The organism is Pseudobacteroides cellulosolvens ATCC 35603 = DSM 2933 (genome assembly GCF_001262605.1).
Classification (GTDB): Bacteria; Bacillota; Clostridia; order Acetivibrionales; family DSM-2933; genus Pseudobacteroides; species Pseudobacteroides cellulosolvens.
In genome coordinates, this window is record NZ_LGTC01000001.1 from 624932 (window position 1) to 646155 (window position 21224).

Genomic DNA, 21224 nt, shown 5'->3' on the forward strand with positions numbered 1-21224 from the left:
GATATATTAATAATTTGAATTCTACCATGGATCAAGGTTTTGCTCAAATGCGTCAGATTTTCAAGGTGTAACTCTTCCATAATCTTATTAAAACCAACTTTGTGAAAATAATTATAAATAGTTTAAAGATTTAATTCTTCGGATAATCGCTACTAGTCTGATTAAAGTGCTTTGCCATAATTACCACATCCATGATATTTATAACAGAATCTCCGTTTAAATCGGCACTTTCGTAGTAGACACCATCCCCTTTTACAGAATTGAATACTTTTGAAAGCGATATAACATCAGACATATTAATTTTATCATCATTAGGACTACTAATGTCTCCTGACCACATCAAAATAGGGGATTTGATTTGGGATATTGCAATATCTTTATCAACAATAACCCCTTTAATATCTCTTTTAAGATACCCTGCTTTGGATATAGACATTTCACATTCACTAGTTGAATTCATAGGTACATCTTTAATATCAAAATATCCATTTTCATCAGTAACAGCAGATAGGGAGGTACCGGTTAAAGATACGGTAAACCCGGCCCTGGATGGGCTCTCAGGGCTGGTAATATACTCAGGACTTATGTAGCCGCTGACTTTGCAGGTTGCATTTATCAAGTTTTCCAGCTTATCACTAACGCTAATTGTATAATCACCTGTAAGTGCACTATCATAACTTGAAACATCGATAGTAAAAAAGCTTTCATTAAGATTAACACTATAGACATTATCCTTTATATATGTATATTCCAGCAAGCTATTATTGTTATATATTTGAAAATAAAAGTAAGTAGGAGCATCAAACTTTATATAAATAGTATCTGTGGCTTTAGAAAAGAATTTGAACCTGTCGATATCTCCAGGAAAGTTTAAAGAACTGTTTAACGGAGTATTTACTTTAAGGGGTGGAGTACCTAAAGTTGTATTCGCATAGTCTTCAGGAAGAGGACCATCAATTTTGATATTATAAGTACCCAAAGAAGTATATGAATTACTTGTACAGATATAATATGTTTCATAAGACTTTAGATAATAACAGTTTTCAAAATTGCTGATAAAATCCGGATGTTCATTAATCTTTTTATTGGTACTGTCGAAAACACTTATTACCACATTTTCAGATTTTGATACATGGTACAAACCGTTACAACTAACTGCAAAACTGAAATAATCCGTATCTCTTATATAATCGAATTTACCTGAAATGTTATTTTTGGAACCCATAGAGCCTGAGTAGCTTGGAGTATTACCAAAGTCATCTGCAATAGGTCCTTTTAAAATAAAGGAGTAGCTGGCAAGATCTGATGAAGAGCCGCTTGATAAATAAATATAATAAGTATTGTCTTTTGAAAGTGTAAAACTTACTTTTGATCCATTTGAGTATTCTACTTGAGGATATATACTATTTCCAATTGAATCAGTAATACCAAGATTGCTAGCTGTATAGAGCTTATCTATTGGCAGATAATCCAAATAATAGGTTCCTGATATTGAAGGTGTGAACTTAAAATAATCCAGGTCAGTAGGATAATTGATTTCAGCTGATACTTTATTATTTAGTAGCATTTCACTTGATAATTCCTTGGTGTTTCCATGGTCATCATAAATAGGTCCAGTGATAACAAATGAATAGTCAAATGCATAAAAATTGGTGGTATTATTATTTGATATAGATAAATAATAAGCTTTATCTTTGTCCAATTGGAAGAATGCACTTGACTCTAAAAAGCTAACAGCTACTTTATTTCCTAAAGCATCAAAAATGCCGAAAACTAAAGGTAACCTGATACTTTGGTTAAAAATACCTGATGTTTTAAAATCCAATTTATACATTCCTGTATTTGGGCATATAAATGAGAAGAAGTCAATATCATCTCTAGAGTTTGAGAGTTCTTCAACATCAGCGGATAATTGTACTTGTTGTGCGGATTCCTTCGTGTTCCCACAATTGTCATTTACCGGACATGATATAATTAATGAATATTTATCAAAGTAATTATTGCCTAAAATTCTTATAAAGTATGTACTTTCCTTTAAGGTTATATACAATTTGGAATCCAGACGGGATGGGTAGATTTCAATACCATTGGAATCATATAAAGATAATAAGTTACATAAATTATTTGCATTTTTGTCGGAAGATATAGATATTTGGTATAAACCGTCTTCTGAAGCAGTAAAACTTATGTAGTCATTATCACCAAGATAGTTAGGAACAATTGTGATAGGTGTATTTAATTGACATTCCTTACTGGATTCTATTGAATCACCGAAATCATCTTCAAAAGGTCCTTCTATAAAGAATGAGTAATTTAAAGAAGAGTCATATATGTCTTTAATGATTTCTATATAGTATAATTCGCCTTTTTTAAGAGAAAAGCTATTTGGATAAAAGGTATTTGAAGATATTATGTTGCCATTACTGTTAGAGATAGACCAAATATTTGTAAAGCCATTCAAAAGATTCGGTTTAAAATTATAAACTCCATCTTTATCCGGTGTAAAGGAAAAATAATCGCTGTCATGGTAATAGTTAGCTTTTCCTTCAATCTCTTTTCCTACTTGAATTTGTGCTGAAGTATCTATTGTGTTTCCATAATCGTCTGCTACAGGGCCTTTAACTATAAGGGAGTAATCATAATTAGAGCATCCAGTACCGCCGGAAACAGAAATAAAATTTGCTGTTCCTTTTTTAAAATATATATAAGCCTTTGAATTGTCATTGTCACAGATATAATAACCGTTATCATGAATGTCAATTATATCGCTTATTTTGGGCTTGTTGTACATATTGCTATCAAAGGTCGGGGCTATTTCAACACAGTATATGCCATCTGAAACAGGTGTGAACTTAAAATAATCAACATCAAAGCGATTGCCTATTTTTCCTGTATTTAAAGTGTTTAATTGAATTTCTTTTGAATACTCAGAAGAATTACCAATATCATCAACAACAGGAGATTTTATTGTGAATGAATATTTATATATCAAATCCGTGCTTGTGACAGTTGAAAGAACTATGAAGTATGTCTTACCTTTTTCAAGGTTTAGGCAGGCTTCCCTTGCATATTTAAAAGTAAATTCAATTGGATTCTTGTTGGAATCATAAACCTTTATACATTTTTCAAGATTATAATCAAAGAATGGTGAAGGATTATAGCTGGTGGTATAATTATATATTTGATATATGCCGCTTAAAGGAGCAGTAAAACTGAAATAATCGTAATCGGTACTATGATCAATGCTGCCATTTACAGCAGTGTCAAGATCAATACGTTTTGCAGTTTCTGATGAATCACCAAAATCATCCTTTATAGGTACTGATACTTCAAAATTATAGAAGAAAGATGCTTTATTATCTACATGTTTTTGTACTGCTATGTAGCAAGGCTTGCCGCTCTTAAGGGATACATAGTTATTTGTATGGTATTGATAATTTAAATTTTCATCAACAACATTAATCGCACATTTATATTGTGGATAATCAATTTTATATATACCATCCACTTTTGGAGTAAACTTAAAAACATCAATATCATTATCATCAATAAAGTTTCCATTGATTTTTTGGCCGCAAGTTATGACAGAGGGAGAATCGTAAGTATCGGCGTAATCATCAATTAGTTGAGCGTATTTAATGGTATAAGATGCTGCATTGTTAAGGTAGTAGTTTAATTTGATAAAATACTTCATATTCTTTGAAGTGTAGAACTTTAGATATATTTTAAATTCATTAGAAGCAAAAGAGTCTTTAGTTTCCTCAAAAGAGATTGGTTTACCCCTGTAATCCAAAACTGATGGAGCCATTTCATAAGTATCGGTACTTATTTCAACAACTGTATATGTTTCAACTGCTGGTATGAAAGAAAATATATCAATATCGTTATAATGATCCAGATTGCCTGAAATAGATGATTTTTCAAATATTGGACATGCATCAAGTACGTTATTTCCAAAGTCATCCTTTGTTGGGACTTCACCTTTTGGCCATTCAGCAGGAGATGTAACAATTACAGGCGATCCTGAATAAACTGCTGAAGTTACAGAAGTTAGGAGACTTTCAAGATTTTCACTGGCAGTTATGGTATAATTACCCTTTAACAATACATCATAGCTTTCGACCTTTATATTTATATTGTTTAAATCTTTAAGATCCACTCTATAAGTATTATTGCCGATAGTTTCGTATTCCATAGTACGATCGCTGTAATCCAATATTTTCATAGCAAGATTTGAAGGTGCATCAAATTTAAGGTATATATTTCCTGTAAATTGTGGAATCACCTGAAGCATGTCAATATCTCCGGGATAATTGATTTTTCCTTTAGTTGGGGTATTGGTTTTTATAACGGTACCTTCACTTGAAGTATTATCATAATCATCATATACTGGTTCTTTCACAATTAATGTATAATCAGTAAACCAATTAGTATCGGATCCAACATAAAAGTAGAAGGTCTCATTTGCAGGCAGGTAATAATAATGATCATTGCTGTCAAGATTTATCGGACATGGTCTTATAAATTCATTATTACTATTACTAATATTAAAGTTGACATAATTGGATATTGATATGCAATATAAACCTTTTGTTGGAGTTGTAAATGTAAAAAAGTCTATGTCGGAGTTAAATTCAATTTTTCCTTCAACCTTTTCGCCTGGTACAATAGTTTTTGAATAGCTTATAGTATTACCAAAATCATCGGGTGTAGGACCTTTTAACTTGAAGGAATAGTCTAATAAGCACCCGGGTCCTTTTAAATAAATATAATATGTATTCCCCTTATATAGATAAAACCATATTTCAGATTCAATGGGGTTTTTCGCTTCAACCAAATGACTTTCTGTTCCTGTAATACCTACCAGTGAGTCAAATGCAGGATAATATGATCCGTCATCAGTATAGGTTGCCCTTATATCAGACAACCGATAAGCACCTGAAACTGATGGGGTGAATTTAAAATAATCACAATCAAAATAGTGATCCAGTTTACCCTTTATATCCAAATCCAATTTGATATCAGAAGCGGATTGAGAAAGGTTGCCGTAATCATCTGTACATAGATTTATAGTAAAAGAATATTTAAATAAGTAAGGATTGTTGTAAAAATTGGTGACTAAATAGTAAGTAGTATCCTTTTTTAAATCTATATAAGCTGATTTATTATTGTAAGATGCCTGTATTGACTTGCCGTTTGTGCTAATTGTAGTAAATAAGTTTGAATATTGCAGGTCTGACGAGTATTCACTGAGGAAAGTGTAATCAATCCTGTAAACTCCATCTTTTGTAGGACTGAAGCTGAAATAATCCTTATCATCTTGGGAATCAGAGAAGCCTTCAACTATTTTATTTAATTGGACAGAATAGGAAGAATCTTTGGAATTACCGAAATCATCGGGTAAAGGACCTCTATACACGAATGATAAGCTGTCAGGATAAGATTTTGCATATATACTGCCATCAATGCAAATATAGTATTTATTATTTTTACTTAAGCTGAAATACATTTTTGAGTCAATAAATGAGGGGTTGATAAGGTTGTTATTGGAATCAGCTATATAGATATAATTCTTGTAATCTTCAATGTTCTTTGAAGAGGTCATATCTAAATAATACAAACCGTCTTCAAGAGGGCTTAAGGATAGATAGTCTTTATCTCCATAATAATTTGAAACAACGGTAACAGAATCGTTAATATGCAATTCTTTAGCATAATTAATAGTATTTCCAATATCATCCTCCACAGGTCCTTTTAGTGTGAAAGAATATTCAGGTGTGGAATTATATGAATTTCTGTTTAAGGAGATGTAATATATATTATCTTTTGTAATGCTAAATGTTAATATACCGTTGTTTAACAAAGTGCTAACAGGATTGCCGTAAGCATCATAGAGCTGCCATGTATTATTCTGTCGATTGTTTTCATCAATTTGGGAGTAATCTTCTAAACAGTATGTACCGGTTATTGTAGGTTTGAAATAGAAGTAATCTACATCGTTGTAATAATCGCACTTACCGTTAACATTATTTCCTGCTTGTATTTCAGAGGAGGATTCTTTTGTGTTTCCAAAGTCATCGGTAATAGAACCTTCTATATTAAGTGAGTAATTGAAAATAGGATAGTAACGAATATTTGAAATAGAAATATAATAATTTTTATCCTTTTCAAAATAAAAATATGCCTTCCATTCATCATAATAGTTGCCATTTCCTAAAACCCCGCCATTTTCATCATAAACCCTCACTGCGTCTATAAAACGTGGATTTGGAAAACCATTTATTTCACTTTCAAGATCATATTTGCTATTAAAGCTAATTGAGTAGGTACCATCTTTCGTAACTCTAAAAATATAATAGTCAATATCGGAAGATGGATTTATCACACCATTAATTGGCTTATTTAAAAATATACCATTTGCTGTATTTATTGTATTATCATTATCATCCGGTAATTTATGCATTATTTTAAATGAATATTTGTATATGTTTCTGGACTCATCAGTAGAAAATAAAATATAGTACTTCACACCTTTATTTAATGTGTAAGCTAAACATTGGTTATAATAGGTAGTTTCAATCTTATTGCCGTCTGTATCAAAGATTTTTATGCCGTAATGATCAAATCTATCTATGATATCGTTGATATAGGAATTTTTAATAACTCCGTTAACAAAATATAGTCCATTTTCGGAGGGAGTAAAGCTGAAATAATCATTGTCAGTGCCGTAATCAATACTACCACTTATTGTGTTTTCCAATGTTATTTCTGCAGCATTGTCCATTGTATTTGAATAATCATCAGATATAGTGCCTGATATTTTGAAATTATAGTAATAACAATTTTGATAAATACTGCTTTTTCCTACTTTTATATAATAAACCTGGTTATTTTTTAATTGTACGCAGTCATTGCTGATATTTTGAATGTTATTGTTTTCATCAAAAATGCTTAAAGAGCACTCGGTTTTTGTATAGTTAAGGCTGTAAACACCGTCATTTGCTGCTTTAAACCTAAAAGTGTCCACATCATCGTCATTTATAATATTTCCGGTTATTGTTTCTCCTAAAGAAATGGCGTTGGCATCAGCAAAAGCATCGCTGTAATCGTCAATCAAATATTCATAATTAAAGGAATAGTTCTTAACATCATCAGAACAATTGGTAAGCTTCAAATAATACTTCATATCCTTTAGAGTATGAAACTTAATAAAGGTTTTGATACCGTCACCTTCATAAGTATTAAAGGTAGATTGGGGTTCTATTATATATCCCCTATAGTCCATTATGGCTTTACTTATGTTTTCTGTGTTGCTCAAGCTGATGACTATATCACAGTCTAATTTTGATGATATCGAAAACACATCAACATCGTAAGATGTTTCCATTACTCCTTCGATATTAGTTTTTTCTGCTGCAGGGTGCACACTTAGCATGTTGTTGCCATAATCGTCATTGGTTGATGATGGTGCCTGAGTTGGAGATGGCGTTGATGTTATAATTTTAGTCAAAGTTGTAGTTGGAGTCGAGGTTGGAGCATTAGTTGAAGTTGGAGTAATAGTTGATGTTGTAGAATTAGTTGATTTTAAAGAATTAGGTAAAGTTGAAGTACTAGTTGAGGTATTAGCTGAAGTAATATTAAATGCAGTTGGTGTATGGGTTGGTAAATAAGTGACAGTAGATGGTGGTGTTAAAAAATAAGTAGAAGAAGTAACATTTTGATTAGTGTGAGTGGCATAAGTTAATGCTGTTACTGATGAATTGCTTCCAAACAGGCTAATATCAGGTTGTTCAAACCTGTGGGAATCTTCTGTAGATCCTCCGTACCCAAAGCTAAAGTTCATAAGAACGACACAAAATAATAAGATATACGCTATTCTTTTTTTTATTCCCCGGTTATCATATCTCTCTCCTTTTAATATAGTTAGTCAAACTTGATTTACTTTATGTAAAGAATGTTTATGTTAGAATTCTATCATTTATATACGATTAATTCAATTGTTTGTTAGTTTTAGTAAGAGGATAAAATTGTTCTTATTACGGCTTCATTAAAGAATATGGAAAAAGAAGACAGCTTTAATATGTTTGACAAAATATTTAAAAGGTTGCATCATAATCTTTATTGTTTTATTTTAGTTAAATTGTGGTAAAATTGTAGTTGTAAGTTATCTTTGGGACGATGTAATTAATGAATATACAAATGGTGATTTTATACTTATATATTCTTATCCAAATTCGCAATATCCAGATGGTACACTAGGAGACGTGTTATTCTTTGAGAATAGGTAAGATGATGAGTGTATTATGCTCTAATAGATTATGAAGATTATTTATGGTTTGAACGGGGGAATGATTAATGTCAACATATGAGAAAAGCCTTGAAATTTTATCTGAACTGTTTAGCAAAGACTATCAATTTGCGTTAGCAACTTCAAATGAAAATGTACCGTCCGTCAGATTTATTGATACATATTATGAAGATTGTGCATTTTACATAGTCACTTATGAAAAGTCGCAAAAGGTTATTGAAATGCATGGTAATAAAAAAGTGGCATTGTGCAATAAATTATACCGATTTAGTGGAACAGCATATATTTTGGGACATCCTTTGAAAGATGAAAATAAAAATATAAGGAGTAAATTGATAGAGGTATTTTCATCTTGGTATTTTAAGCACAATAATGAGAATGATGAAAATATGTGCTATATAAAAATCCAACTTGATTCCGGATTTTTTTATAAAGATGGAATAGGGTATAAGGTGGATTTTCATGCAAAAACTGCGGAAGAATTTCCGTTTGAGTTTGACGTTTTTACTATTGATTGAAAAGTAAAGTTCACACTAAATATTAAACTTTTGAATTGTATTGCTCAGTTCATTAATCTTAAACTTAATTGTGTTTATAAAACCAAGATTCGGAAATATAGACTGTTTAGACCTGCATTTTGATATATGGTTACACAAATATATGATTTAAACAGTGATGGTGATATAAATATGAGTGATATAATTTTTATAGCTCTAAAGTTCTGTAAATTGGTAATGTAGAAAATATGACCTCCAGATTCATTTCTCATATATATGATATTAGTTCCTTAAAATCTATTATAAAAATATAATTTATATAAATATAATAGCATGGTAAAATTTAGATATATATATTATTGTGTGTTTATTAATGTCAGGTTTAATATATGGAGGAAAATATAATGAAACTGTCTAAAAAGCTTATAGCATTAGCAGCATGTATTTGATGATGCCCACCTTATTTACAGCATGTAACAGCACTAAAAAAAGAATAAATTCTCCAGTTGTACAAAACACTGCTACACCCAGTGCGAAGGTACCAGCTACCCATACACTGAAAAGAGAAGATATAAAAAGTGAAATTACGTTATGGCATTATGATGAAGAGGAAGGCATAAAAATAATTAAGGCATTCAATGCAGTTTATCCAAATGCAAAAGTTAAATTATTCCATCCGCGTGTTAAAGATCCCAATAACCGTAACCAACTTACATCATTAATTAGATCAGGCATTGATGTTCCAGATGTATTCTATTGTGAATTTGATTTTGTTAAGAGACTTGTAGAAACGCCGAATGTATGTGCTGATCTAACTGAAAGAGCAAGAGATTATGTTGGAAACATGGTTCCATATACCATTGATGTTGGAACCGATGAAAGTGGTGTACTTAGAGCTTTAGCTCACCAGGCTTGTGCAGGTGCTTTGACTTATAAAAAGCCGATTGCTCGAAAATATTTAGGCACTGATGATCCGGATAAAATATCGGAAATGATGTCAACACCGGAAAAGATGCTGGAAACTGCTAGAATTATAAAGAAAAAGAGTGGTGGGAAAGTTGCTTTGTTTCCGACTTATGAAGAGCCGCAGATTTTATACCTTGGTGGACGAAGTGCAGGATGGATTGTTGATAACAAACTTAATATAGACAAGAAGATGATAGACTTCATAGATTTTGCTAAAACTTTAAGAGATAACAAGTACGAAGCACGTCTCAACCAGTGGTCACCAGGTTGGTCTGCTGCTTTGGCTGATGATGAAAAAGCTCTTGTTTGGGCTTGCCCAATATGGGGAATTCCATGGATAGTGTGTTCAAACGATAAGAAGGCAGCTAATGGCGGCAGATGGGGTTTGGCTAAACCACCATACCCTTTCTTCTGGTGGGGAAACTGGTTTGGTATTTATGCAAAGTCAGAAAATCAAGATTTAGCCTGGGAATTCATTAAGTACTTTACAACTGATAAGAATGCTATGAAAGAATGGTCAGATTATAGTGAAGGTTTACCCAACAATTTAGAGGTAATATCCCAAGGTTCGGTTGAAGACAGTAAGATCATGGGTACAAATATATTTAAATTTTATGAGCCATTAATAAAGGATATCAATGGTAAGTTAATTACCCAGTATGACGATACAATCAATAATGCATATCAAGATTGTATGAGGTCATACCTTGCAGGTAAGACAAAATCAAAGGATGAAATGCTCAAGTCATTCAAGGATAAGGTTAAGACTTTGTTAAAAGATGTTACAGTTGAATAAGTAATCAATATAAAGGCCTTTGTATATGCTAAATTTAGCTTAATACAAAGGCCTTTAAAATGTGAATTATAAATCGGCACTTCCATAATAGTCTTCGTATATTATGAATATTAAAAAATCTTACAATATAATTACTAAAAATGATATAATGTGGTTAAATTTGATATATGTATATTTTTACCATGCTTTATTTTAGGCATGATAAAGAAATAACTTGCCCTTATTTACAACAAGTATAAGTTAATCATCTTTCTAAAAGATTCATGTATGAGAAACTATTGCTTTGAGCATAGTTTTGTTGTCTTTAAGTTTTTACTAAAAAGCTTTAATTCCAGGTTTTATCTGCATAAGTTAATACAACACATTAAGATTTATAATACTATAATAATGGTTTTATTAATAGTGACATATGATAAAAATTAACATTGTAATTGTATGCAGTAAACGACAAAAAATAACAAAAAATATATTAATAGTAAAAGTTGACAGTTGGTTGTATTTGTACTCACTTTATTATGAAAAGGAGGTGAGTGTAAATGCAGCTAAAAACGATTATTTTTTATGCTCAAAAAAGAAAAGGCAACTATTTGGAAGAAGTAATATCAAAATTTAGGTTTTTAGTAAAAAAATATGCAAGATTACTGAATTATGAAGATGCTGAATCTGACCTAATTCTTCATTTGATTGAATTAATCGACAAGATGCCTGCCTTAAGGCAAGATAACGCCTATGTCTCCTATATCCATAAGTCAATCGTTAACAAATATCTTTATCTTAAGAAGAGAATTTATAAAAATAAGTTATATGAAATTCCTTTAGAGGATATTGATTACTTATTAAACGAAGAAAAGAGCATGATGGATTTATTCATATGCACTGACTACGTAAATAAATTACCTCAAAAGCAGAAGAATATAATCTATAAACTATTTTTTCAACAGTACTCAGAAATAGAAATAGCCAAACAACTCCAAATTTCAAAGCAAGCAGTAAATAAGACAAAGAAAAAAGCACTATGTAATTTAAAAGAAGTTTTAGGTGCTTAAAGAAAATGGGTTGACTTAATCTTTTATAATTACTCTTTATTTTACAAGATGACTAAAACTTAAGCATGTCTTAACTAATTGTTATTAATCTTTAAAACTGTTTCAAATTGTAGTTCCTTATGTTTTATAATATATGCTTTTTTAAATCAGCAAACTCGGAGGTTAGATATGAGCTCATACCAAGTAATAGCTGAAACCGGGAAAACTATTATAAAGCTTTTAAGAGAAAATCTAGCACCAGAGCCTATACCAAAGCCTGAAATGATTGAATTATGTGCGCCATATGAAGAAAATGATTTCAGATTGACGGTGTATCTATACTCAATCCAGAGTAATGGTCTGTTTCCTGATAGTACAAGACAATCTCTGGATTTATACTATCTTTTTACAGCCTTTTCAAAAGCAGAATTAAAAACAAAAGCATATGACGAAAGCTATATTATGGGAAAGACGATGCAAATAATGAATCAGAATGCCATTTTAAGAGGCTCTTTATTGGAAGGTTCGCTTGCAGAGAATAATGAGGAGCTAAAAATTATATTACATAATCTATCCACCGATGATATATCTAAAATATGGAACTTTTCAAATATACAATATAAGTTATCGGTAGCATATATGGTAAGCCCGGTGTATATTGATTCGACCATCGCTGCCAATTCAAAGCGTGTTATGAAGTAAGGGCATTTATAATATTAATTTTCCATAGTCTGCTAAGCGGAGAGTGAATGAAAATGGATTATTCAAAAAAGCTTAGTTTAGGGTCTCCTGTGTCTTTTGTACTATATCCGATAGATGAATACACTGGAGAAACAGTGACAGAAGGTTCGGTAATGCTTTACTTTCCTTATTTTTGTGAATCACCAATTTATAAGCCCGATGGTTCAATTGTTTTTTGCAATTTTGATGATGGAGAATATAAGATTAATATACTTTCAGAAAAGTACTTTACTGAAGAACTATCGGTTCAGCTCCCAATTTCCAAGTATATGAATTTAATAATACGTAAGTCGTTAAAACCTTCACCTGCTTATCCTTTTCAAGCAGGAGCAACTTTGGTCAGGCTGTCAGTAATCGATAGAAATGGTTATCCCATTATCGGGATACCTATCAGATGTGAAATATCAAACTGCGATTTTTCAAGGGCTAAAACAGCAAGATCAGCCATTAAAAAGGGTGATAAAGATTTTTATGTGTCATCGATAACAGGAAAAATATCTGTTGGAGATTGCTACTTATTAAAGATGGGTGATGAAATAGCTGAAGAATGTGATATAGCAGAACAAACCGGAGACAATAGATATTTTTTAGTAAGTGAACCCTTTCAAAATGAGCACAGTCGAGGAAGTTCGCTAATTCCTGTAATTAAAACGCGAACAGACCAGAGGGGGATGCTGTGATTTATTTTCGTTCTCCTCCTGCAAAGAAATTTGATGTGTTAATTAATATTGGAAGTACCGAAATTGGATGCATCAAGGAAATAACTGTAGAAGAAGGAAAGACAAGTTATGTTGGATCTATAACAATCTAAAAATCTTCAGTGTAGTGTGTTTATATACTCAAGCTAGAGCAATGGTACAATGATTTTTTAACTTTGGTGTTGTCGAGAGAAATTATGTGCAATAGTTTATACCATAATTTCCTAAACATATAAAAAACGAGAGGAGGGAAACGGTCTAAAAAACAAGTGCTTCAGTTTTGAGGACCGGAAAGACTATGCCGGAATATTTATCACCAGGTGTATATGTAGAAGAGTTTGAAAGCGGCCCACGCCCTATGGAAGGGGTAAGTACCAGTACAGCAGGTTTTATAGGACTTGCAGAAAAGGGAGAAGTAGAAGGATTACCGTTACTTGTGACAAATGTAGCTGATTTTCAGAGAAAATTCGGAGGATACCTCTCACAGAATGAATTTGGAGATTATCGATATTTGGCTTATGCAGTTGAGCATTTCTTTATAAATGGAGGAGGACGCTGCTATGTAATGCGTGTTGCACCAAATGATGCAAAAGCTGCAGTATATGAGACACAGGATAAGATTCTTGTATTATCAGCGAAGAACCCAGGAATATGGGGAGACAAGCTCCGTGTCAAAATATATCCTTCGAGTAAGGCTAAAACACAGATATATCAAGTAACAAACGATCCTGTAACATCAGAAATTAAGTATAAGGTTAAAAATAGTGCAGGGTTTAATGGTGGAGATGTGGTTATGTATTCAGACGGAGAAAAATCTGAATATGTTGTAGTTAAAAGCTCTCAGGACAATATTTTGACATTTAAAACACCTTTAGCAGCAGGCGAAGGAGCAGTAGATGATGCTTTACTGCCAAAGAGGATATTAACCACCTGTGAATTTTCCATTCAAGTTGTATATAAGGATATTGTAGAGCTATTTGAGAATGTATCTTTGAATGTTTCCGAAGCTAATTATATTGAAAAGGCCGTTTCACGCTCCAACCTGATAAGAGTCACAGCTAATCCAACAGAACCAGCCCCTATACCTCCTTTTAAAGTCATAACAGGTAAGGAAGAGTTTGTAAAAGCAGAAGGCTCTGAAAAAATTGATCTGGTTTCAGAAATTTTTGCATTATCAGGAGGCAGCAATGGCTCAATAAAGAGTATAACTGCGGCAGACTTTATGGGGGTTGATAATGGACCTGGAAAACGTTCAGGTATAAAAGCCTTCATTGATAACGATGAAGTAAGTCTTATGTCAATTCCTGGTGTTACCGACCCGGATGTACAGCTCTCTTTGGTAGCTCATTGTGAATCTTTAGGAAGCCGTTTTGCAGTGCTGGATATTCCGAGAGAAAAGAAAACAGTGGCAGATGTTGAGACCCACAGAAATATATTCGACTCAAACTATTCTGCTATGTACAGCCCATGGCTTCAAGTCTTTGATCCACTGGAAAAACGTAATATATTTATCCCTCCTTCAGGATCAGTTTTAGGTGTTTATGCAAGGGTTGATACTCAACGAGGTGTACATAAGGCACCTGCCAATGAGGTAATAAGGGCATGCTCAGGCCTTGATTGTCAGTACAACAAGGGTGAGCAGGACATTCTAAATCCAAAGGGAGTAAACCTCATAAGGTATTTTACAGGTGAAGGAATCAGAGTGTGGGGTGCAAGAACAGCTTCTTCCAATTCGTTGTGGAAATATATAAATGTAAGGAGGCTATTTATATTCCTTGAGGAGTCAATCAAGAAAAATACCAACTGGGTCGTTTTTGAACCAAATGACGAAGCATTGTGGAGCAGGGTTCAGAGGACAATAGAAAATTTTCTTACATCTGTATGGAGAAGCGGGGCATTGATGGGCAGCAGTACTGCAGAAGCATTCTTTGTAAAAGTGGATAGAACAACCATGTCCCAGGATGATATTGATAATGGACGTTTAATTTGCGTTATTGGCGTGGCACCAGTAAAACCCGCTGAATTTGTGATATTCAGAATTACCCAGAAGACTGGCGATCAACAATAACTGATGAAGATTGGAGGATTTTAAAATGGCTAGAGAACCTCAAGATCCATATAGAAATTATAGGTTTGTCGTGCAATGTGATGGTTTAACCATTGGAGCCTTTGCTGAGGTTTCAGGTTTTGATATCCAGGTAAACTCAACTGACTATAGGGAAGGTGATGAAAAACTTCTCACAACAAGAAAGCTGCCTGGGTTGGCCAAATACGGAAATATTACGTTGAAAAAGGGCGTAATTACTGAAAAGAAAATGTATGACTGGGCAATTAAGATGGCTAAGGATGGGAAGATTGAGAGATATAATTTGACTATAAATCTAAATGATGAAGCAGGGACTGCAGCTGCATCATGGCAAGTAATAAATGCTTGGCCGGTAAAGTACACTGTTTCAGAGTTTAAAGCTCAAGGTAATGATGTTTTAATGGAAACCCTTGAATTAACTCATGAAGGAATGGAAAGAACGAAGTAAACTAAATAATCCAATCCGTTCTTTGGTCGTTACAAAATAAGTCTAAGGAACGGGTTGGGGTTATCTATAAAATAATTATTTTTCAGGAGGAAAATATGATGCCATTTACTACTGAATTTGAATTTACATTACCAAAAGGTTATGTCGATAAGGATGGAATTACCCATAAAAAGGGGATAATGAGGCTTTCAAGAGCTGAAGATGAAATACTTCCAATGAGAGATCCAAGGGTACAAAGCAATCCAGGCTACCTTACAGTAATTTTATTAGCAAGGGTCATAACAAAATTGGGTGATTTAAAAATGGTTGATACCCATACGGTGGAGAACCTTTTTACAACGGATTTTACTTATCTTCAAAGTTTTTACAAGGAGATAAACGAGATTGGAAAACCGGTTGTTACAGCGATATGCCCTGAATGCCATAAGAATATAGAGGTTGAAGCAAGTCTGGTGGGGGAGCTGGATCTGGGATAAAGTGTTTACCTATAGAGATTATTATGGAGGAGGCAGCATTTATTGCCTACTATTTTCACTGGTCCCATGATGAAATAATGTCAATGGAGCATAAGGATAGGAGAAAGTGGTGCAAGGAGATTTCGCGGATTAATAAGGAACTTAGTGATGAACCTGATAATGCTTTTGAAGTTTAGGAGAGTGATGCTGAATGCCGGGGCGGGAAGTACATGGAGATCCTATTGGAGTATATCGGTTTACTGTTGAGAAATCAGGATTACAAGTTGGAGGATTTTCTGAAGTGTCAGGATTGGAATCAGAGCTTGAAACAGAGCAGATTTATGAAGGTGGACTAAATAATGCTGTACATCATTTAATAAAAAAAGTGAAATATGGAAGGCTAGTTCTGAAGAAAGGAATTTGCTTAAGTGGAACTATGGAAAAGTGGTTTGAAGACTGCAAAGATGGAAACATTGAAAGGACAGATATAACAATTAATTTAAATGATTCATCCGAAATGCCTGTACTTGTTTGGAACTTTAAAAAAGCATATCCGGTAAAGTATTCAGGCCCTCGTCTAACAGCACAAAGTTCAACAGAAGTAGCTATAGAAACACTTGAATTGGTTTATGAAGAACTTTCATGTATTAAAGGGAAAAGATCCTGACTGATTTATAAGTCTTTTTGGAGGGTAAAATGTTCATTGCATCTAGGAATAATAATTTCATTAATTCAATAATACCTAAATATTTATACAATGAAGAAAATTATCTTGGGTATGTTTTATTATTCTTTAGACACAATCAAGTGAAGTTTAAAAAAGACATCAGTACTCCAATAAAGTTTGTAAAAAATAGCCAGGTGTTTATTACACGGCCAAATAATATAAATAAACTTTTTCATAACTATTTTACAAATAGAAGCATGATATTTAATAGCAAATATAAAAGTTGCTCCCTTCCCTTGAAATCTTCGGAGGGAAGGGAAAAAGGATATAAGTCTGAGCTTTTTAATGATATGGCATTAAATATATACAGGTATCTTAAGATTCTGCATACAAACAAAGAATATTTACAAAAAGTAAAGCAAAGAGTTGATAATACCAGTTTTACTTTGGAAGAAGAGCAACGGGTATATAAGCAAAAGTGGCTTGAAAAGTTGGAAGAAATACATAAAGCTCAGTTGACTTACCAAAGTTCAGAAGAATTAGGAAGTAAGTTTTATAAGAATAACAGATTAAAAGAACATAGATGGGAGAGTACTGAGAGCAATATATTATTTAACAGGAACATAGAGAAGTACGAGGTTCAAATACTAGAGAAAAATAGCATTGAAAAGATGATCTGCCAAAGAATATTGAATAGTACGGTAAGGTCTTTGGAAATTACCAGTAGTCTGATTGGAAGTGAATATAACAAAGAACTTAAGGAAATAAAAGAGCAGAAGTGGGAGCAAATTAAGATAAGGCTTAATAAGTTGTTTATTAGAAATTTAATACAAACTGAGGCACTAAGAATAGTCAGTAGCGGCATTGAAAAGAAAATTTACGAAATCCCATTATACAGTCTTATGAGGAGTTTGGATACTACGTGGAGCATAAAAATAGATGAACATAGTAGAGCACAAATGAAGATGACACTCGACATATACAAGCACCTTAAGGTTTTTTGTAGCAGTAAAGAATTAACACAAGAAATAAATAAAAAAGATAATATATTAAGTTTAGTGACTGAAGAAAAGCAACTTGGATGGAAGCAGAAATGGCTTGGAAAGCTGGAAGAAATACATATAGCCAATTTGACTTACCAAAGTTCAGAAGTATTAGGAAGTAAGTTCTATACGCTTAACAGACTAAAAGAACATAGATGGGAGAGTATTGAGAGCAATATATTATTTAACAGAAACGTAGAGAAGTACGAGGTTCAAAGGCTAGGGAAAAATAGCCTTGAAAAGATAATCTACAAAAGTATATTACTTAGTGAAGTAAGGACTTTGAAATTTACGAGTAGTTTGATAAGAAATCAATATATCAAAGAACAGTTGAAAACAGCACTTATAATATATAGGCATGTCAAGGCTGTAGATAACAATAAACAATTTATGCAAGAAGAAACTGCATTGGAGATCACAGAGCAAAGATATAAGGTGTTAAAAAATTTATTTTATAAGTATCATCATGAAAAAGGGCATAAGTGGGACCAAATTGAAACAAGGCTGAATAAGCTGTTTAATAAGAATTTATTAAAAATTGAATCACAAACATTAACCAATACCAATATAGAAAAGAGAAATTATGAAAGCCTGTTAAATAGTCTTGCAAGGAATCTTGAAACTATATGCAGCATAAAAGCAAATGAATATATCAATTTGACTTGTAAAAGTTTAGAAGTATTAGGATATAAGTTTTATAAGATTAACAGACTAAAAGAGCATAGATGGGAGGATATTGAGCACAGTCTAAATATATTATTAAGTAGAAACATAGAACGAGATGAAGTTCAGAGACTGGAGAAAGATAATATTGAAAATAGAATTTATAAAAACTTATTATATTGTGCAGTAAGAACTTTGGAAATTACCAGTAGTTTGATAAGAAGTCAATATAGCAAAGAACAGTTGAAAACAGCGTTTATAATATATAGGCATCTCAAGGCTTTAAATAACAATAAAAAATTAATACAAGAAGTAAAGAAAAAAGATAATAAATTAAGTTTAGCTATAGATGTAGAGCAAAGAGAATGGAATCAGAAATGGCTTGGAAAACTGGAAGAAAAGTATTTATATGATTTAACTTATCAAAGATCAGAAGTATTGGAAAAAAAGTTGTATAAATTAAAGCATCTACAGGAGAAAAAGTGGGAGCAAATTGAGGTAAGGCTTAATAAGCTGCTTAATAGGAATTTAATAAAAACTGAATCACAAAGATTAATCAGTAGAAATAATGAAAAGAGAATTTACGAAAGCGTTTTAGTGAGGCTTGCAAGGAATCTTGAAACTATATGCAGCATAAAAACAAATGAATATAGTAAAGCACAGCAGAAGAGGGTCCTCAACATATACAAGCATCTCAAAGCTTCTTATATTAATGAAAAATTAACACAAGAAATAAATAAAATAGATAATAAATTAAGTTTAGTACTTGAAGAGAAGAAACTGGAGCGAAAGCAAAAATGGATTGGAAAGCTGGAAGAAATACATAATATCAATTTGACTTATAAAAGTTTAGAAGTATTAGGATGTAAGTTTTATAAGATTAACAGACTAAAAGAGCATAGATGGGAGGATATTGAGCACAGTCTAAATGTGTTATTCAGTAGAAACATAGAACGAGATGAAGTTCAGAGACTGGAGAAAGATAATATTGAAAATAGAATTTATAAAAACTTATTATATTGTGCAGTAAGGACTTTGGAAATTACCAGGAGTTTGATAAGAAATCAATATAGCAAAGAACAGTTTAGAACAGCATTTGTAATATATAGGCATCTCAAGGCTTTAAACAACAATAAAGAATTAATACAAGAAGTAAAGAAAAAAAATAATAAATTAAGTTTAGCTATAGATGAAGAACAAAGAGAATGGAATCAATATGAACAGAATCAATGGAAATTGGATGGAAAAGAGCATAATTGGGACCAAATTGAAACCAATCTTAATAAGCTGTTTAATAAGAATTTATTAAAAACTGAATCACAAACATTAACCAATAGCAATATTAAAACAAGAATTTATGAAAGCATGTTAAATTGTCTTGTAAGGAATCTGGAAACTATATGCAGCATAAAAGCAAATGGATATAGTAAAGCAGCACAGCTGAAGAGGGTACTCAACATATACAAGCATCTCAAGGCTTTTTATAGTAGTGAAGAATTAAATAAAATAAATAATAAATTACGTTTAGTGCTAGAAGAAGAGAAATGGGAATGTAAGCAGAAATGGCTTGGAAAGCTGGAAGAAATACACGAAGTCGATTTGACCTGCCAAAGGTCAGAAGTACTGGAAAATAAACTTTATAAGGTTAAGAATCTAAAAGAGAAAAAGTCGGAGAAATTTGACACTAGGCTCAATAAGCTATTTATTAGCAGTTTAATACATACTGTAGCACAAAGAATAGTAGGAAGTTACATTGAAAAAAGTATCGCTAAAACCCCATTAATAAGTGAAGTAAAGAATCTAAAAATTATCGACAGTACTAGAAGACATGAATATAGCACTATACAGCTAATGGAACAACCTAAAAAATATATACAACAAGCCGCTTTGTATAAAAGCAAAGGATTCCTAAATTCAGTAATTAGGAAATGGTATGAAGAACGCCATCTAGTCAGTCGGATATATAAGAAACAGGAGCAAGAACCAGCTTTAATTACATATAAAAATAGCATTAAGATTCATGGTATAAACAGAAATATCGTTGAAACAAATGGAATAAGCACAACGGAAATTATTCATAAAGCTGTTATGGAATATAAAAAACAGATTAGCAGTAATGTGAATGTTGAAAAAAATATAGAAAAGAAAGTTGAACATATTAAAGAAAATAATAATGATATGGAAATAAGAAAGTTAACGAAGCAGCAAGTGGATAGTATTGCTGATGAATTGATAAGAAAAATAGAAAGAAAGTTAAAATTCGATCGCCAGAGAATGGGATATACATAGAAAGTTATGAGAATGGAGGTCAAAATTATGGGGCTTGAAAAAGCTAGAATAATAGTCATGAAATCAGATGGAGGAATTGAAGAGATACCTGTACAGTTTAATCCTGATAAATATTCTATAACAACAGATGCAACAATGTCGGATAAAAAAGGTGTATCAGGTGGTGTTATGAACCGTCCTCTGGCTAATTGCAGTGAGACTCTTAAAGTCAGCCTGATATTTGATACATTTGAAGAAAAGGTGTCTGTCAGAAAATATACCAACAAATTAGCAAAATTAGTTAATTCATACAGAAAGCCAAATGAAAGTGAAAGTACACCAAACTGTAAGTTTGTATGGGGAAGATTCATATTTAAAGGTTATGTAAATAATATTACACAGAATTTTACAATGTTTTTAACTGACGGAAAGCCAGTAAGGGCAAATGTTGATATTACAATAAAATCTGATGTTGCCATAGAACCTGAAAAAGAGGACTAAGCTATGAAGAAATAAAAAGAACAAGAAAATGAAAAGAAAATGAAAAGAAAGTGGGAGGACAA

14 protein-coding genes are annotated in these 21224 nt (G+C 32.2%); 13 read left to right on the forward strand and 1 reads right to left on the reverse strand.

Annotated elements, in window-relative coordinates; genetic code table 11:
- Positions 1 to 130: 130 nt before the first annotated feature.
- Positions 131 to 7843 (reverse strand): hypothetical protein, encoded by a 7713-nt coding sequence (locus Bccel_RS02695; RefSeq protein WP_050753025.1) that lies wholly within the window; start codon positions 7841 to 7843, stop codon positions 131 to 133.
- A gap of 512 nt (positions 7844 to 8355) precedes the next feature.
- On the opposite strand from Bccel_RS02695, the gene Bccel_RS02700 reads away from it, so the two are divergent.
- The 13 genes from Bccel_RS02700 to Bccel_RS02750 all read left to right on the forward strand — a co-directional run bounded on the left by Bccel_RS02700 (position 8356) and on the right by Bccel_RS02750 (position 21162).
- The gene (locus tag Bccel_RS02700; protein WP_036943951.1) at positions 8356 to 8826 is read left to right on the forward strand and encodes a pyridoxamine 5'-phosphate oxidase family protein; all 471 of its coding nucleotides are present in this window, start codon (positions 8356 to 8358) and stop codon (positions 8824 to 8826) included.
- A gap of 427 nt (positions 8827 to 9253) precedes the next feature.
- Positions 9254 to 10567, forward strand: a complete 1314-nt coding sequence (locus Bccel_RS02705; RefSeq protein ID WP_036943949.1) for an ABC transporter substrate-binding protein — start codon at positions 9254 to 9256, stop codon at positions 10565 to 10567.
- Positions 10568 to 11103: 536 nt separating this feature from the next.
- Complete coding sequence (locus Bccel_RS02710; protein ID WP_036943947.1) at positions 11104 to 11613, forward strand: sigma-70 family RNA polymerase sigma factor; 510 nt, start codon at positions 11104 to 11106, stop codon at positions 11611 to 11613.
- 168 nt (positions 11614 to 11781) lie between these two features.
- On the forward strand, positions 11782 to 12294 hold the full coding sequence (locus tag Bccel_RS02715) for a Pvc16 family protein (protein WP_036943945.1): 513 nt from the start codon (positions 11782 to 11784) through the stop codon (positions 12292 to 12294).
- Positions 12295 to 12347: 53 nt separating this feature from the next.
- Positions 12348 to 13013 (forward strand): hypothetical protein, encoded by a 666-nt coding sequence (locus Bccel_RS02720; protein WP_152965900.1) that lies wholly within the window; start codon positions 12348 to 12350, stop codon positions 13011 to 13013.
- Positions 13010 to 13144 (forward strand): hypothetical protein, encoded by a 135-nt coding sequence (locus tag Bccel_RS31975; protein ID WP_276326215.1) that lies wholly within the window; start codon positions 13010 to 13012, stop codon positions 13142 to 13144. The genes Bccel_RS02720 and Bccel_RS31975 overlap by 4 nt, the downstream gene beginning before the upstream one ends.
- Before the next feature lie 185 nt (positions 13145 to 13329).
- Positions 13330 to 15099 (forward strand): phage tail sheath family protein, encoded by a 1770-nt coding sequence (locus tag Bccel_RS02725; RefSeq protein ID WP_036944008.1) that lies wholly within the window; start codon positions 13330 to 13332, stop codon positions 15097 to 15099.
- Between the two features lie 25 nt (positions 15100 to 15124).
- A complete protein-coding gene (locus tag Bccel_RS02730) occupies positions 15125 to 15565 on the forward strand; it encodes a phage tail protein (RefSeq protein ID WP_036943941.1) in 441 nt (146 codons plus the stop codon).
- Between the two features lie 95 nt (positions 15566 to 15660).
- Positions 15661 to 16041: a phage tail assembly protein gene (locus Bccel_RS02735; protein ID WP_338053596.1), complete on the forward strand. Its 381-nt coding sequence runs from the start codon at positions 15661 to 15663 to the stop codon at positions 16039 to 16041.
- A gap of 23 nt (positions 16042 to 16064) precedes the next feature.
- The gene (locus tag Bccel_RS29490; RefSeq protein WP_201781941.1) at positions 16065 to 16217 is read left to right on the forward strand and encodes a DUF6760 family protein; all 153 of its coding nucleotides are present in this window, start codon (positions 16065 to 16067) and stop codon (positions 16215 to 16217) included.
- Between the two features lie 14 nt (positions 16218 to 16231).
- The gene (locus Bccel_RS02740; RefSeq protein WP_050753027.1) at positions 16232 to 16687 is read left to right on the forward strand and encodes a phage tail protein; all 456 of its coding nucleotides are present in this window, start codon (positions 16232 to 16234) and stop codon (positions 16685 to 16687) included.
- A gap of 29 nt (positions 16688 to 16716) precedes the next feature.
- Positions 16717 to 20682 carry a hypothetical protein gene (locus Bccel_RS02745; protein ID WP_036943937.1) on the forward strand — a complete coding sequence of 1322 codons (3966 nt, stop codon included), beginning with the start codon at positions 16717 to 16719 and terminating at the stop codon, positions 20680 to 20682.
- Positions 20683 to 20709: 27 nt separating this feature from the next.
- Entirely contained in the window at positions 20710 to 21162 is a 453-nt protein-coding gene (locus Bccel_RS02750) for a CIS tube protein (protein WP_036943935.1), read from the forward strand.
- Positions 21163 to 21224: the final 62 nt, after the last annotated feature.